Genomic DNA, 16,060 nt, shown 5'->3' with positions numbered 1-16,060 from the left:
CTGACACATACATTTTAAAAATCACAGCACACTAGAATCTGCAACCATCACTTTTTATTTATATATCCACTTGCCTTCAATAATTCTGCACATTCAACTGCACCACCTGCTGCACCGCGAAGTGTGTTATGTGAAAGGCCTACAAACTTCCAATCGTAGATTGTATCTTCACGAAGTCTTCCGATACTTACTCCCATGCCGTTCTCATAGTTAACATCCAAAGTAATCTGAGGTCTGTTATCTTCCTGCATATACTGAATAAACTGCTTAGGAGCGCTTGGAAGTCCAAGTTCCTGTGGAAGTCCTGAGAATTTCTCAAGTTTTTCGATAAGTTCTTCTTTTGAAGGATTCTTCTTAAACTTAACAAATGCTGCAGCTGTATGTCCATAAAGAACCGGAATTCTGATACACTGACATGTAATCTTAACATCATCAGCTGGTACGATCACGCCGTTTTCAATCTTACCCCAGATTCTGAGAGGCTCTTTCTCAGATTTTTCTTCTTCTCCTGAAATAAAAGGAATAACATTTCCAACCATCTCAGGCCACTCTTCGAAGTTCTTTCCTGCACCTGAAATTGCCTGGTATGTTGTTGCAACCACCTCATATGGCTCATACTCTTTCCACGCTGTAAGTGCCGGTGTATAACTCTGGATTGAGCAGTTAGGCTTAACAGCAATGAAACCATTTGTTGTGCCCAGTCTTTTTTTCTGATACTCAATAACATCCATATGCTGAGGGTTGATCTCAGGAATGATCATAGGTACATCAGGAGTCCATCTGTGTGCAGAGTTATTTGATACAACAGGTGTCTCTGTCTTTGCATATTCTTCCTCGATGTGTTTGATCTCATCCTTGGACATATTTACAGCCGAGAGAACAAAATCAACATCTTCAGAAACGCCCTTTACATCTGTAACATCTTTAACAACAAGATTCTTTACTGAATCAGGAATAGCGCCATCCATCTTCCATCTGTTTCCTACAGCCTCTTCATAAGTCTGTCCTGCGCTACGTGGGCTTGCTGCAATAGTCTTAACTTCAAACCATGGATGGTTATTAAGAATAGAGATAAATCTCTGTCCTACCATGCCTGTTCCGCCTAATACAGCTACCTTTAACTTGTCACTCATAATAAAACTCCTCCTAATATATGATTATTCTTTTATTAACAAAAATTAGCAAAACTCTTACGACAAACTAAAGCTTGTCAAAAACTCATCATTTATACTCATAACCTTTTTCATTGCATCAGGACTTGGAGCGCCGATTGTCAGACGCTTCTTGACGCAAGTTTCAAGGCTTATAGCATCATAAATATCTTCTTCAAAGCTTTCAGAAAAAGTCTTAAGTTCCTGAAGACTAAGATCATCTATCGCACATTTTTTATCGATGCAGTGAAGAACAAGTCGGCCAATCACCGAATGAGCATCTCTAAATGGCATGCCCTTATTAACAAGATAATCAGCTGCATCGGTTGCATTCGTAAAGCCCAGCATCGCGCTCTTTTCCATAGCAGCCTTATCAAATTTAAGTGTAGCAAGCATATCTGTAAAAAGAGTAAGACAATTCTGTGTATTATCAATCGCATCAAAGAAAGCTTCTTTATCCTCCTGCATATCCTTGTTATACGCAAGTGGTATTCCCTTCATAGTTGTCAAAAGTGACATCAGATCACCATAGACGCGGCCTGTCTTTCCTCTTACAAGTTCAGCAATGTCCGGATTCTTTTTCTGAGGCATTATGCTGCTTCCTGTAGAATATGCATCATCTATGATCACAAAATGATACTCATTGGAATTCCAGATGATTATTTCCTCACTAAACCTTGAAAGATGCATCATCACAGTAGAAAGCGCAGCCATAAATTCTATAAGGTAGTCCCTGTCAGATACTGAATCCATACTATTTAAAGTCGGACCGTAAAAGCCAAGAAGCTCTGCAGTGTACTCTCTGTCAAGCGGATAGGTTGTTCCTGCAAGTGCACCTGCTCCTAGAGGACAATAATTCATTCTGTTTAAGATATCCTTCATTCTAAGAAGGTCTCTCTTAAACATTTCAAAATATGCACCAAGATGATGCGCAAGTGTTACCGGCTGAGCCTTCTGAAGATGAGTAAAACCAGGCATATATGTCTCAAGATTATCCTTCATCATTCCATCAAGAACTTTGAGGACATTTAGTAAAAGTTCGGACATTCTGATAACTTCAGACTTGGCATACAATCTCATGTCAAGCGCAACCTGATCATTTCTGCTGCGGCCAGTGTGAACCTTCTTGCCTGCATCACCGATTCTCTCAATAAGATTTGCCTCTAAGAAACTGTGAATATCTTCATATTTGTTAGTGATCTCAAGCTGACCGTTTTGTACATCAGTAAGTATTGAATCCAGTCCCTTGCAAATGGCGTCCTTCTCATCATCACTGATTATTCCCTGTTTAGCCAGCATCTGGGCATGTGCTTTGCTTCCGGTTACATCTACTTCCAAAAATCTCTTGTCAAAGGATATTGATGCATTAAAATCCCAAGCCAGTTCATTAATACTGCCGGTAAATCTTCCACCCCAAAGCTGCGCCATTTCTATTCTCCTCAAAATGTTATATTCAAATATTTCTCTTAAAATGTATAAAAGATGAATAATCCAGCACTTGTTCTGTATACATATTCATTTTTGATACTTTTATGAGTTAAAGTTCTAAAAAACTATAAAGAAAACTTAACATATTCAAAAGCGCTAAACAACCCTAAATATTGCACAAATCTTTTTAATATATATACAAATTATTGTGAATAAAAACAAATGTCCGCCCACAAAAGACATTTTATATGTTTTTAAATACGTAATATGTAAGAAAAAATACATACCATGAAGTTGCAAGCAACTCTTTGCACGCCAGTCGCATCCATAACGGAGTTTTTTTATTGAACAGGCATTTCCTATTCAACAAAAAGACAGTTATACCCGACACAGTTCTTTATATGAACCGGGTATAACTGTCCTTTAATTAAATTCAGAGTGAAATAACATCACCAATTTCAGGAAGTATTATTTTCCCTGCCTTCTCAGACTTAAGCTGTTCAGGTCTAAAACTATGAAGCGGTATAAGAATCCTGGGCTGTATTTCATCCACAGTCTTCCTGAGATAATATGGTTCAGCATGACCTCCAAGTCCACATCTTTCAACATTTATCCCTATAGCATCAAGCATCTTGTAAAAAATTCCAAAGGAAGGATCGTAATCTCCAAGCGGAGCGCCATCCATATGCAAATACTTTGATATAACTGGCGCAAGGTCAAAGAGTTCATAACTGTCCTTGTAATCCTGCTGAAGGACATATGCTTTAGGATTTTCCAAAAGATCTTTTCTTGTAACAACAGGATGATCTTTTATGCGTGGAGCCGATATTGTTCCGCCTTCAGGTAAATAAACAGAAAAATCATCCTCATAGAATGCTGCAACATATTCAGCCTGGATCTGATCAAGCACCAGAGTTCTGCCATTTTTCTTTATAATCTCGCAAAAATGATGAACTCTCTCCACATTACGGTTGTAATTATTTATGACGATAAGTCCCTCTTCATTTGCAGAATAGTCAGCCACTTTCTCAAGTAATGTATATTCACTGCTCTCTCTTTCAGGTTCTGTAAGGGAAAGAGTATCAACATCAGCAAAGCTGATAGTAACGCCTTCACTTATCATAACATCGGCGCCTTTACATTTCTCAGCAAAACCTCTGCTTATTTCAGGATGGTAGCCGTGGAAACGGTAGTCTCCCGTGTAACAGATTTTTCCTTCTTTCGTCTCTATCAAAAATCCACATGCGCCAATAACATCATGGTCAACCTGGACACATGTGACCTTAATATCTTCAACCGTAAATGATGCGTCGTAATCAACCGGAATCACATTTGAGTGTTCCCTGTACTCAAGCTCACCCATAATTCCCATTTCATGATATAGAGTTGCAGAATCACTGCTCATATAAACAGGCAGTTCCTGCGCCAATGCGCCAAGACCTCCCATATGATCAATATGCATATGTGAGATTATCACAAAAACCTGCTTATCAGTGTCGCCATAAGCTTTTTTGCCAAGCTTATCTGCAATATTTTTTTCATAGACACCATCAAGTGAATTTAAAATTCCAAGCTTTATATAATCAAGTACCTCATTTCCTTTTCTGACAGATACCTTTGAATCAATTCTGTCAGAATTGGAATAACCAAAATCAAAAATACAGATTGCCTTGTCTGTCTCAACAGCAACAACTGTTCCGCCTATTTCCTTTAATCCACTATAAAATCTTAAATTAGTCATTTATTTTCCTCATAAGTAAAAACTTAAACAGAAAAGGGGAGCTAAAGCTCCCCTCCCTAAAGATGTAAAAATACCGAATCCATCAGTATTTGCAATAATTAATACTGAGCGTTGATTGCACCAACTACAGTATCAAGCCATGTCTGAGCATCAGCCTTGTCATAAACAAGTGATTCAACAGTTGAAGGAACTGTGCTTCTGATATCATTTGATGCATCAAATGTAGGTGAGAAGAAGAAGTCCTTAGCCTGTGCATAGCAAGCAGCTGCGCAAACATTCTCTTCCATGTATGCCTTGTAATCAGCTGTCTCATAAGAAGACTGTCTGATTGGAAGGTAACCTGTTCCTACTGCCCACTTTGTAACTGCATCTGTGCTTGTGATGTACTTGAGGTATTCCCAAGCTGCAAGCTGCTTGTTTGAATCCTGTGAGAACATAACAATGTTTGTTCCAGCCATGTTAGCTGCCTTCTGAACGTTTCCTGGAAGTGGAGCTACACCAAGATCCCATCCTTCAGCCTTGATGTAAGAAACACCTGCTGAAGATCCAACATAGCTAGCGATCTGCTGGTTGCTGAGAACGTTTGAGAAGTATCCATCCTCACCAACAAGACGAGCATAACCATTGTTGTAAAGACCTGAAAGGTATGTAAATGTCTCAAGACCCTTATCATCGTTGAACTTAGCACCTGTTGCATCAACATAGTCGCTTCCGTTCTGGTGAAGAGAAGCCTCAACTGCACCAGCAAGGTCATCATAACCGATGAAGGCAATGTTCTTTGAATCCATAACTGTCTTAGCAGCAGCCTCAACATCAGCCCATGTCTCAGGAACAGCGATTCCTAATTCATCAAGCATTGTCTTGTTGTAGAAAAGAACATAAGTTGACTTATTGTAAGGAACAGCGTGGATGAATCCGAATTCTGAACACTCATCACGATATGCTGAAACGATGTCATCCCAGTTGTCAAAATCATTTGCTACAAAATCATCAAGCTTAACGATTTTGTCAAGGTAAGGTGTAAGCCAGTTATTATAAGCCTGTGCAAGATCTGGAAGAGCATCTGCTGCAGCGCTTGCCTGAAGCTTTGTCTGAAGATCGCCATATGCGCCCTGGTTTACAAGAGTAACCTTAATTCCATATTCGTTTGAGTTGTTGAACTCATCTGTGATTTCTGAAAGAACTGACTCAAGATTACCATTCATAGCATGCCAGAAAGTAATTTCTGTTGCCTCAATATTCTTAGCCTCTGTTGTAGCTGCAGCCTCTTCTGTTGTAGAAGCTGTATCAGCTGCTGGTTCAGCTGTCTCAGATGTCTGCTCTGTTGCCTGAGTGTCTGTTGTTGTCTCAGCAGCAGTTTCTCCGCAGCCTGCAAGCATTGATGTTGCCATAGCCATAGCAAGAATGCTTGCACCGATTTTTCTTAACTTCATTTTCATAATCCTCTCTTTCTTTTGTGAAGCGTTAAATCTATCATAAAAGGCATAAAGCCTTAAATGAACAAATATATATTTTATCCCTTAAGTCCACTTCTTGTAACACCTTCAATAATATATTTTCTAAGGAAAAGATAAATAATTATTATCGGCATAACAAGCATGCAGGATGCAGCCATTATAAGCTCTGTAGAAGATCCTGCTTCTGTCTGGAAACGAACAAGTCCGTTTGAAAGGACACGCATTTCCTGAGAATTAGTAACAAGCAATGGCCAAAGGAATGCATTCCATGAACTGATGATATTAAGAATGGCAATTGAGAAGATAGCCTGCTTGTTCATTGGAACCATGATCTTGATCATATATTTAAAATCGGAACATTTATCTACCTTAGCAGCAAGATACAGTGATTCAGGAACCTGCATAAAGAATCTTGTAAGAAGATAAATATAAAAAGCGCTTGAAACCCACGGAATGATCATAGCCTTGTAAGAATCAATCCACTTAAGTTTAATAATTGTCTCGTAGTTTGTTATTATAAGCATTTCACCGGGAATCATAAGTGTTGCAAGGAACAGTGAAAAGACGGTCTTCTTTCCCGGGAAATTAAGTCTTGAAAAAGCAAAAGCTGAAAGCACTGTAGTAACAAGGACACCACAGGTAGTGCACAATGTCACAATAAGTGTATTAATAAAATATCTTGCGAAAGGAGCTGCAGCCCATGCTTCCTTATAGTTACCCCACTGAGGAACTGCAGGAAAAAGTGATGGTGGAACCTGCACAAGTTCTGATGGAGTCTTAAGAGATGATGAGATCATCCAGATGAAAGGCAACACTGTAAATATTGAGCCTAAGATAAGCACTGTGAATTTAAGCACTACGCCTATGACATTAGCTATATTTCTTTTACTTGTCATTTTTATATCCTCATTTTACTAAAATAATTATTTCTTATTTCCGCCTGTAACTCTAAGCTGAATTCTTGTAAATATCAGAATGATCACAAAAAGTACCACGCTACCTGCAGCAGCAACGCCATATTTATAACTGTTGTAGAATTTGTCATAAATATAATAAACAATTGTCATCGCCTTATTTGCAGGGCCTGCTTTTCCCTGGAAAAGAGAAAAGACTTCATTATATACCTTGAATGCACCAATCATACCAATAACACTTGAATAAACAATCATTGGCGCAAGCTGAGGTACAGTAATACGTGTAAACACCCTAAGCTTAGGAGTTGAATCAATTCTTGCCGCACGATACAAATCCTCAGGAATAGTCTGAAGACCGGCAAGGAAAATAAGGATATTGAAAGCCATACTCTTCCATATAGCAAAGATAATAAGAGCAGGCATAGCGTACTGTGGAAGATTCAACCACTGGATAGGGCTGATTCCAACAAGTCCTAACATAAAATTGATAAGACCGTAGTTACTGTTAAACATCCATCTCCACACAATACCAATAGCTATTACACTGGTAACATATGGAAGGAAATATATAGTCTGAAACAATGCCTTAGTCTTTTTACAACTATTGATAAGTACCGCAATGATAAGGGAAAGAAAAATTGAAGCCGGTACAACGCAAATAACATAAATAGTTGTATTCTTTAAAGACATAGCAAAATCAGGATCAGCAAACAATGCTTTGTAGTTCTCTATTCCAATAGAAGAATAACTACCATTGATAATGCTGTAATTTCCAAGAAAACTCATGATGATTGCTCGAACCAAAGGATAAATGGTAAAGCAGAACATGATGATCATGGAAGGAAGAAGATACAAATATCCCTTAAAACTCTTTTTATCCATTATGCACTCTCCTCCAAATCAGAATCTGCCAATCAGCTTCTCATCCTTGTCAAATACAAGGATATGGCCTTCACGAACCAAAGCTTTGATTGAATCGCCTTCTGAAACCTGCATATATGAATGAACAAGAACACGAACAACAGACTGACCAAGCTTTGTGAACAAAAGAAGGTCTCTGCCTGTCATACGAAGGTTGTCAACTTCGAAACTAATTCCACTATCATCAATATAGAAAGATTCAGGTCTGATTCCTGCATGGTAATGACCATCAGCAAGCTCAGCACCCTTTCTAAGAACAACATCTCCTGCACTGATAACTCCATCCTTAACATCAACTTCGATGTTATTGATCTCAGGAGTACCAAGGAAATTTGCAACGAACTCATTTGCAGGATTAAGATACATAACCTGCGGAACCTCATACTGCTGAAGAACGCCTTCTTTCATAACAGCAATACGGTCAGATATACTCATAGCCTCTTCCTGATCATGTGTTACAAAAATAGTTGTAATCTTAACCTCCTGCTGGATACGTCTGATTTCCTCTCTCGTAGCAACACGAAGCTTAGCATCAAGATTAGACAATGGTTCATCTAGAAGAAGAACCTGTGGCTTCTTAACCAAAGCTCTTGCAATAGCAACTCTCTGCTGCTGACCACCTGAAAGCTCACTTGGCTTTCTGTTCATATACTGGTCAATCTTAACAACCTTGGCAATCTCAAGTGCCATTTCTTTTGCTTCAGCCTTTTTTACACCACGATTAATAAGCGGGAATGTAATATTATCCTGCACTGTCATATGTGGATAAAGGGCATAGTTCTGAAAAACAAGTCCAATCTCACGGTCTTCCGGAGCAATAGATGTTACATCTTTGTCACCAAAATAAATTCTTCCATCCGTAGGAGTTGTAAGTCCCGAAAGCATGAAAAGCGTTGTTGACTTACCGCATCCTGAAGGTCCAAGAAGGCCTACCAACTCACCATCTTTGATGTTGAGATTCATATGGTCAACTGCATTAAGGTTGCCATATGTCTTTGTTAAATTTTCAATCCTAATGTCCATTTTTACCTACCTACAATTCAAAAAAATCACAATTACAAAAATCACACACAAGATTATACTATATAACATTAAAATATAAAATAATTATTAAAAATTTATCAATAATTGTTAAAATAGGACAAAAAAAGCGGGCGAAACTCTCTAGGTTTTCGCCCGTTTCCACAAAAGAGATTTTGTAAAATATTATATTACATCAAGAAACGTTTTTAAAATCGTCTTTATCTTTCATTCTGTTTATCGCATCCATTGCAAGCATACTTCTCTCACACTCAGAAGATGAAAGAGATATCTGCCACGTATAAGGACTGCCCTTCATATGTTCTGATGCATAGGAAAGACCATTTGTCCTCTCATCAAGGAAGGGCCTGTCTATCTGATTAGGATCTCCCAAAAGAATTATTTTTGTATTTTTACCTGCTCTTGTGATAATTCCCTTTGCCTGCGTCGGAGTCATGTTCTGCGCTTCATCTATAATAAGGAAAGTCTTAAGAATAGATCTTCCTCTAATGAAGTTAAGAGCTTCACATTGCACGATTCCTCTTTCAAAGACCTCATCAGTCTTTCCCTGAAGCTCTTTTTCATCTTTATACCGTTCTTCTTCATTGGAATCTATCAGCTGCTCAAGATTATCGATTATAGGTCTCATCAGCGGAGATATCTTCTCCTGCTCATCTCCAGGGAGAAATCCGATATCATCATCAAACTGTGAATTCGGCCTGCATACAAGAATTCTCCTGTATTCCCCTGTTGGTCTGTTTATCATCTTCTCAAGTCCAACCGCCAAAGAGTAAAAAGTCTTCGCTGTACCCGCCATACCCTTTACAATTACAAGAGGAGCCACATCAGCAGGCTGCATAAGCGCTTCCTGTAAAAAATATTGTCCTGCATTTCTTGGCTTCACACCGTAGGGCTGGCTCTTTTCGTAATCAAGTTTTTTAATCACATTTCCGCAAACTCGCCCCATCTGTGTCTTTCCAACAGACTGGTCTGCTCTTACTATGACAAACTCATTTTCATAAAAAACAGGTGAGTATTTTTTCCCGGATTCATCACAACAGTATACCTTATCGATAGGTATCCCTTTTTTCTTAAATTCCTTAAAAGCCTCCTCAGGAGCAAAAACATCTATTCTTCCGCTATACTGCTCATTTTCTCCTGCCACCTGCTCAGTGGTAAAATCCTCTGATTTCAAGCCAAGAATCTGTGCTTTGATGCGCATCAGAATATCTTTTGTGACAAGAATAACCTGTTCTTTATTTGTCTCGCTAAGTCCCTTACATACTTTAAGAATACGGTTATCAGATTTGTACTCTGCCATATCCTTGGGAAGTTCAACATCCTTACAGTTCTTTTCAACTCTTAGAAAGCCCCCGTTATCCAGCTTGACGCCTTTGATCAGGTCGCCTTTTCCCCTTAGCTGTTCCAGAATTCTAATAGTTTCTCTAACGTTGATTCCCCTCTCACCTTCGTCTCTTTTGTGTGCATCAAGTTCCTCAAGAACAACCATCGGAAGAACTACTTCATTATCCTCAAAGCATTTGAGAGAATTTGGTGACTGAATCAAGACGTTAGTGTCCAAAACGTAGATTTTCTTCATGCACAGGCCTCCCCGCTATTTGTATAATTTGTAATATCATTATACCATATGTAGTGGTTTGTGGATTATTATTTCATGGTTAAGCCCTCAGTTTTTTATCAGTCATATAATCACTCAATCGATCAATCTTGTCCAGTAGTCCCTCAACCATGCTAATTTTATACAACAACATCAAAGAGCATGTCCAATTACTAAATTAGTCTTCCGTAAAGCAGGAAAATCCATCAAGCATTTTCATCTACCACAATTGCCTGCGCTGAGAAGTCACAGTGCGCATCACCATATTTAGAGATTATCTTTCCTTCAGGAATCTTGATTCTATTATTCTCAGCAAATTCCTCCATAGATACAGAAGCTTCAAATCTATGATAAATAAGAAGGCTTCTACTTTCATAACTTCTTATCACAAGCTGCCCACCTGTCGGCTTATTGTAGCTCTTGGTTTCTGCCTTAATAACAATAGTCTTTCCGTTTTTGATAATGTCAGCAATCTCTTTATAATAGCTGATAGCCTCATCAATCAGCTGCCACTGATGATCATTCATATCATAAATATCGCCGCTAAGCCCCATTCTTCCAAGGAATGTCGCGCACATAGAATAAAAAATTCTCTCATCCGAATCTTCTTTTCTCATAACAGCCCATATTTGGCTCTGTTCAGGTCTTATAACTCTCTGAACATTTGCAGCTATTATAGGAAGAGAAAGTGTTTCGTGAGCATCAGAAAAGCTTGCCATGGACGCTTTTTCCATGAAAGCAGGCTCAAGTCTGTGTCCTCCGCTTGAACAGTTCTCAATAACAAGTTCCGGAATCTCTTTTACCATGCGTTCAAAGAAATCAAGGCTTCCCTGTACCTTATTTCTAAGATTTTCTCCCATAGAATCAGGCCCATCACAGCCGATTCCCATGGTGTCATTATAATCAACCTTGATATATCCAAAGCCGTTCTCTTTAAGATTATCAATGACATTTTTCTTTAGATATTCCTTGACCCATTTATCTTCCATATCCCAAAATCTGGTTGAAGCAACAGACAACGGAAAACCATCTTTTTTTACCACATGATCAGTCTCTGCATAGGCAGGTGCAAGGGGCGATACAACTTCCGGCTCGAACCAGATTCCAGGAATCATTCCTTTGGATCTCACATAATCAGCAAGTTCCTTAAGTCCATTTGGAAATCTCTTCTTATTGATGCTCCAATCGCCTCTGTTTTCCCACCATTGTCCATTATCATCAGCGTACCAGCCAGAGTCCATAACAAGGTATTGAATTCCTTTACCTTCAAGCTTATCTGCTATTTTCTTGAGATTTTCAATCGTAGGCTCTCCCCAGGTTGTGCAATACTCATTAAAAACAATCCCCATATGATCATCGACGGGACTAATATGAGGCTTCTGCGCTCTGACAAGTTTATCGCATACATCTTCAAGAGAAGTACCTTCTGCTATCAGCGCCCTTGGTGCAGTAAAAGACTCACCTGCTGCAACTTTCTTAGTCCACTGTCCAAAATCTCTGTCCGCTATTCCGCCTGCAACAGTTACCACATCTCCGGTCTTTACCAGAATCTCAATCTGCCAGGAACATGGAGCATACATCTCTATGCCGATGAACTTTCCTGTCTTGGTATCTTCAAGGGCAAGGAAAGGAAAATACTTTCTTACCGGCATTGTTCCCACATTTCCAAACTTTTCTACTCTGTAACCATGGTTGCTCCAGGAGTGCTCCATATTTAGATCAACGAGTTCATCAAATTTAACTCTGCCCTCAGCACTCCAAAAAGACTCTAATCTGTATATCTTATCTGCCGGAATATCCTTAAGCTTAAATGATGTCATATATTCAAGAGTAACTTCTTTTTCCGTATTATTGATAAAAGATGTTACAACTTCAGTTGCTTCAGATTGGTCACTCTCTACGTTCTCAGAAAGAAGCAACAGTCCATCCTCTGATTCGTTTTTTACAATAATCCCTCTAGAAACAGTCCCATTTTCAGCATTTGTGCTTCCACCAAAAATGTCTTCCCTTGTCTCATGCATTCTCTCTGCAGTGCCACTCCCAAGCATAGAGAGACCGCATGAATAATTCCCCGCGTAATCATCACCAATTATCTTAATTTCACCACTACTTATAACCATACATTTCACCCCATTTAATCATTTAATAATAAAGAAAGTCCCTCAAGATATTCTCGCACTTTTATTGAATTGATATTTCAATAAGAAAGAATGTCAATAACGGAACTCTAGCACTTTTATTGAATAGGTATTTCAATAAAAAACAACCAGCTATTATTATAAAATAGCCGGTTGTTTTAAGTCTATATTATATTTGAGCAGCTCTCTTTAACGCGTCATCGATATGAGGCTGGAAGTTATCTCTTCCAACAAGATCTACAAAGCCATCTTTTTCCATGGTATTCATAGGCTGTTCATTAACATGTGAAAAGACAAGCTGAACGTTATTCTTTTTACATTTATCATAGAGCTGTTCCAGAGAATGCATCGCTGTAGCATCGATGGCAGGAACACCACGCATACGAATAACCAGTGCTCTTGTGAAATCTTTAAAGCTGATCTCTGCAATCTGCTCGGCATCACCAAAGAACATCGGACCACTTATCTCATAAACACGAACGTGCTTAGGAATATCTTTAAGTCCAGGACCATCCGGGTCATCTTCAGGATCATAGTATTTCCAGCCGCGAACCCTTGATTCTTCGCTCATTCTCTTCATGAAAAGAACGCATGCTGCAAGCATTCCGATTTCAATAGCAACTACAAGGTCGAATACAACTGTAAGAACAAATGTTATAACAAGAACAAAAACATCACTCTTAGGAGCTGTTTTTAATAAATGTATGAATGTTTTATACTGGCACATATTGTAAGCAACCATGAAAAGAATCGCTGCTATAGTTGGCATTGGAATAAGCGCAGCATAAGGCATAAGGATTACAAGCACAAGAACCAGACAGATTGAGTGGATCATACCTGCAATAGGTGTTCTACCGCCATTCTTGATATTCGCTGCCGTACGGGCAATTGCTCCGGTTGCAGGGATACCACCAAAAAGAGCTGAGCCAATATTACCAACTCCCTGCGCAACAAGTTCCATATTTGATCTGTGCTTGCTGTCGATCATACTGTCAGCAACAACGCATGAAAGCAATGATTCAATAGCTGCAAGAATAGCGATTGTAAATCCGTCGCCAGCCACAGATCTAAGAGTGTTAAAATCAAATGAAGGCAATGTAAGTGTAGGAAGCTGTCCCTTAATCTCATACAGATCGCCAATAGTATTTACATTAAGGCCAAGCAATTTTACCATCAAGATACCAACGATAACTGCAATAAGAGAACCCGGGATTTTCTTGCTTACCTTCGGCCAGAAAATCTGAATGACAAGGCAGATAAGGCCAACGATAAGTGCCTGATAATTAAAGGTTCCAATATTCTTTATTATAGCGGATACCTTTTCAGTAGTTTCTACTGTAGATGTTCCCGCAGGATAAACAAGTCCAAGAAAGTCCTTGATCTGTCCAATTGCAATTGTCACCGCAATACCCGCTGTAAATCCGGTAGTAATTGTATAGGGAATAAATTTAATAAGAGATCCGAGTTTAAAAACTCCCATTAATATAAGAAGAACTCCGGCAAAAATAGTTGCAAGAGCAAGTCCGCTCATACCCTTGGTAGCCACAATTCCTGCAACTATTGTAGCAAAAGCCGCCGTTGGTCCGGCAATCTGTACTCTGCTTCCGCCAAGGAATGAAATAATAAATCCAGCAACAATCGCAGTGTATAATCCCTCTTCAGGACCAACGCCTGAAGCAAGCGCAAGAGCAATTGATAATGGCAGTGCTATAATAGCTACAATAATTCCGGAAACAAGATCCTGTGCAAATTGCTTTCCGTTGTACCCTTTCAGCACCGTAAACAACATCGGTTTCAATTTTTCGTTTTCCATAATTTCCTCCATAAAAAAATCCATCAAACAAAAAAATAATAGGGATTCTTTTTTGCCAAATGGTATTATACGATTTATTAAAATAGCGGTCAATTATGATTTTTATCTAAACCAAATGTTAAATTTGTTTAAAAATGTATCATTTTTGTAAGATTTGTTTACTATCCTGCTAAACATATGTATCATTAATTATAGATTCATTAACCTTACAAGAGAGGGGGCGCCATAATGAAAAAATGGACAGAACCAGAGTTTATCCTTGTTGATGTAAAAGAGACAGAGGACATGATTCGAAGCAGACTCGCATTAAATCTTGGTACTCTTGTACCTCCTGCAGATGATCAGGTAATTCCTTTATCCGGTCAAAATGATGGTATATGATTAAGCTTTCGTGATCAGTTGAACTATTTTTATATTATAATTAATGAATTGCATAGTAGGAATTATTCTTTTTGATTTGTTATAATTCAAAAAGGGTAATTCCTATTTTTATGCAAACTCCTATTATTCTATTGGTAAAAAAATAATACAGTAAATTACGTAACATGTTTCTAAAGCAACTGATTTATCAAGCGGTTACATCATACATAATTTCTCAATCATGCCAGTCACTTCTTCTATTGTATCCCGTTCTCTTGGTCGGATGATAAGGTATACCGGAAGTAACGAAGAAACCAGTAAACACATTCTGGTGAACTCTTTCTCATTCTCCCATCCCCCTTTTAGAGGATGGATAAAAAGATTACTTCTCAACAGGACAAAATGCTCAAAGCCTGTCAGTTTCTCCATGACTATATCTTTTACATCTCCGGTCGTTATAACAACCAAAAAACGGATAAACTGCGGATGCTTTTCAAAATCATGTTTTACCGGTACAAGATATTTATCTCTTTCTTCATTAATATTAATAATTTCCGATACATTTATATTTCTTTTTTCGATTTCATTAAAACACAACTTTTGATAAGGAAATGTATGATAAACTAATGGCTTATTATTCGCTATCGTAACAGCAGCAACATCATCTGCCATAAATCTATATCCCTTTTCCAAAAAATTTCTGGTCACAGTCGACTTGCCTGCCCCGGAATTTCCCGAAATAAGAATTGCTCCCTTATCATTAGAAACAACACTGCAATGAATCGCCATAATATTTCGCTGAAATAGAATAATCGAAAAGCAATAACCAAGAATAAAAGTCACAGTTTCCATAAATGAGTGGTCTTCACTTCTCTTATATTTGATTTCATTTCCATTTTGTATCAGAAAGAAACCATATTCACAAGAAAATGCGGTGAACTTCTTTGTAATATAATATTCTCTGTGTAAAGAACCATTATCTTCTATGAGTCTGTTAACTTCTTCTGTTACATCTTCCTCAAAGATATTAACGTCTATATTGCCTGAATCAGTTCTGACCAACTGAGGGATTTCCTGCTGCGACTGAACAACCAATCCATATACTAAATATTTGTGCATGCATGCTCCTTAAGCCCTTGTGAAATAATTGAATATATACTTATCCATTTTTTATACCAGTAAACGTTTGAAATAAATAAATATACATATTTTTTTCACATTTTTCTTAGGATTGTTCACTTTTTGAACACATTTAGGGTTTATAGTATTAATCAAGTTAGTGATGTAACTTGGCTCGAATTCCTAAGAGAGCCTAATCACTATCTCCCCCTCATAAGAAAATCGCAGGCACTCACGTCCCCCCGTGGGTGTTTTTGCGTTATAGGAATAATTTTAAAAAATTTATAATTATTCATTGTGGTAATTCTCTACCATGGTAAAGTACCAGATGACAACTACCAGTATATATATCGAACTTGTTCCCCCGTTTTATTACCATT

12 protein-coding genes are annotated in these 16,060 nt (G+C 38.3%); 1 reads left to right on the top strand and 11 read right to left on the bottom strand.

Annotated features, from left to right (window positions below):
• Positions 1 to 47: 47 nt before the first annotated feature.
• The 10 genes from asd to BM086_RS10175 form a co-directional block, all read right to left on the bottom strand.
• Positions 48 to 1,133: an aspartate-semialdehyde dehydrogenase gene (gene asd, locus BM086_RS10220; protein WP_092325969.1), complete on the bottom strand. Its 1,086-nt coding sequence runs from the start codon at positions 1,131 to 1,133 to the stop codon at positions 48 to 50.
• A gap of 57 nt (positions 1,134 to 1,190) precedes the next feature.
• Complete coding sequence (gene argH / locus BM086_RS10215) at positions 1,191 to 2,579, bottom strand: argininosuccinate lyase (protein ID WP_092325967.1); 1,389 nt, start codon at positions 2,577 to 2,579, stop codon at positions 1,191 to 1,193.
• A 433-nt stretch (positions 2,580 to 3,012) separates the two neighbouring features.
• On the bottom strand, positions 3,013 to 4,320 hold the full coding sequence (locus tag BM086_RS10210) for an MBL fold metallo-hydrolase (protein ID WP_092325965.1): 1,308 nt from the start codon (positions 4,318 to 4,320) through the stop codon (positions 3,013 to 3,015).
• A 98-nt stretch (positions 4,321 to 4,418) separates the two neighbouring features.
• Positions 4,419 to 5,753: an ABC transporter substrate-binding protein gene (locus BM086_RS10205; protein WP_175560208.1), complete on the bottom strand. Its 1,335-nt coding sequence runs from the start codon at positions 5,751 to 5,753 to the stop codon at positions 4,419 to 4,421.
• A gap of 80 nt (positions 5,754 to 5,833) precedes the next feature.
• A complete protein-coding gene (locus tag BM086_RS10200) occupies positions 5,834 to 6,673 on the bottom strand; it encodes a carbohydrate ABC transporter permease (RefSeq protein WP_092325961.1) in 840 nt (279 codons plus the stop codon).
• A 27-nt stretch (positions 6,674 to 6,700) separates the two neighbouring features.
• Complete coding sequence (locus tag BM086_RS10195; RefSeq protein WP_092325959.1) at positions 6,701 to 7,573, bottom strand: carbohydrate ABC transporter permease; 873 nt, start codon at positions 7,571 to 7,573, stop codon at positions 6,701 to 6,703.
• 18 nt (positions 7,574 to 7,591) lie between these two features.
• Positions 7,592 to 8,635: an ABC transporter ATP-binding protein gene (locus BM086_RS10190; protein WP_092325957.1), complete on the bottom strand. Its 1,044-nt coding sequence runs from the start codon at positions 8,633 to 8,635 to the stop codon at positions 7,592 to 7,594.
• A 193-nt stretch (positions 8,636 to 8,828) separates the two neighbouring features.
• The gene (locus BM086_RS10185; RefSeq protein ID WP_092325955.1) at positions 8,829 to 10,232 is read right to left on the bottom strand and encodes a PhoH family protein; all 1,404 of its coding nucleotides are present in this window, start codon (positions 10,230 to 10,232) and stop codon (positions 8,829 to 8,831) included.
• A gap of 224 nt (positions 10,233 to 10,456) precedes the next feature.
• The gene (locus tag BM086_RS10180; protein ID WP_092325953.1) at positions 10,457 to 12,370 is read right to left on the bottom strand and encodes a glycoside hydrolase family 36 protein; all 1,914 of its coding nucleotides are present in this window, start codon (positions 12,368 to 12,370) and stop codon (positions 10,457 to 10,459) included.
• 187 nt (positions 12,371 to 12,557) lie between these two features.
• The gene (locus tag BM086_RS10175) at positions 12,558 to 14,201 is read right to left on the bottom strand and encodes a SulP family inorganic anion transporter (RefSeq protein WP_092325951.1); all 1,644 of its coding nucleotides are present in this window, start codon (positions 14,199 to 14,201) and stop codon (positions 12,558 to 12,560) included.
• 228 nt (positions 14,202 to 14,429) lie between these two features.
• Between BM086_RS10175 and BM086_RS20915 the strand changes: the two genes are divergently transcribed.
• The gene (locus tag BM086_RS20915) at positions 14,430 to 14,582 is read left to right on the top strand and encodes a hypothetical protein (RefSeq protein ID WP_175560207.1); all 153 of its coding nucleotides are present in this window, start codon (positions 14,430 to 14,432) and stop codon (positions 14,580 to 14,582) included.
• Positions 14,583 to 14,777: 195 nt separating this feature from the next.
• On the opposite strand, the gene BM086_RS10170 is transcribed toward BM086_RS20915, so the two are convergent.
• Positions 14,778 to 15,680 (bottom strand): hypothetical protein, encoded by a 903-nt coding sequence (locus BM086_RS10170; RefSeq protein ID WP_092325949.1) that lies wholly within the window; start codon positions 15,678 to 15,680, stop codon positions 14,778 to 14,780.
• Positions 15,681 to 16,060 lie beyond the last annotated feature (380 nt).

The organism is Butyrivibrio sp. YAB3001 (assembly GCF_900112195.1).
Classification (GTDB): Bacteria; Bacillota; Clostridia; order Lachnospirales; family Lachnospiraceae; genus Butyrivibrio.
The sequence above is the reverse complement of the archived record's forward strand: the minus strand, read 5'-3'. Positions and strand labels throughout refer to the sequence as shown.

Bases quoted from the DNA above. Each gene is read 5' to 3' on its own strand.
- asd (WP_092325969.1), bottom strand. From the start codon at position 1,133: ATGAGTGACAAGTTAAAGGTAGCTGTATTAGGCGGAACAGGCATGGTA.
- argH (WP_092325967.1), bottom strand. From the start codon at position 2,579: ATGGCGCAGCTTTGGGGTGGAAGATTTACCGGCAGTATTAATGAACTG.
- BM086_RS10210 (WP_092325965.1), bottom strand. From the start codon at position 4,320: ATGACTAATTTAAGATTTTATAGTGGATTAAAGGAAATAGGCGGAACA.
- BM086_RS10205 (WP_175560208.1), bottom strand. From the start codon at position 5,753: ATGAAGTTAAGAAAAATCGGTGCAAGCATTCTTGCTATGGCTATGGCA.
- BM086_RS10200 (WP_092325961.1), bottom strand. From the start codon at position 6,673: ATGACAAGTAAAAGAAATATAGCTAATGTCATAGGCGTAGTGCTTAAA.
- BM086_RS10195 (WP_092325959.1), bottom strand. From the start codon at position 7,573: ATGGATAAAAAGAGTTTTAAGGGATATTTGTATCTTCTTCCTTCCATG.
- BM086_RS10190 (WP_092325957.1), bottom strand. From the start codon at position 8,635: ATGGACATTAGGATTGAAAATTTAACAAAGACATATGGCAACCTTAAT.
- BM086_RS10185 (WP_092325955.1), bottom strand. From the start codon at position 10,232: ATGAAGAAAATCTACGTTTTGGACACTAACGTCTTGATTCAGTCACCA.
- BM086_RS10180 (WP_092325953.1), bottom strand. From the start codon at position 12,370: ATGGTTATAAGTAGTGGTGAAATTAAGATAATTGGTGATGATTACGCG.
- BM086_RS10175 (WP_092325951.1), bottom strand. From the start codon at position 14,201: ATGGAAAACGAAAAATTGAAACCGATGTTGTTTACGGTGCTGAAAGGG.
- BM086_RS20915 (WP_175560207.1), top strand. From the start codon at position 14,430: ATGAAAAAATGGACAGAACCAGAGTTTATCCTTGTTGATGTAAAAGAG.
- BM086_RS10170 (WP_092325949.1), bottom strand. From the start codon at position 15,680: ATGCACAAATATTTAGTATATGGATTGGTTGTTCAGTCGCAGCAGGAA.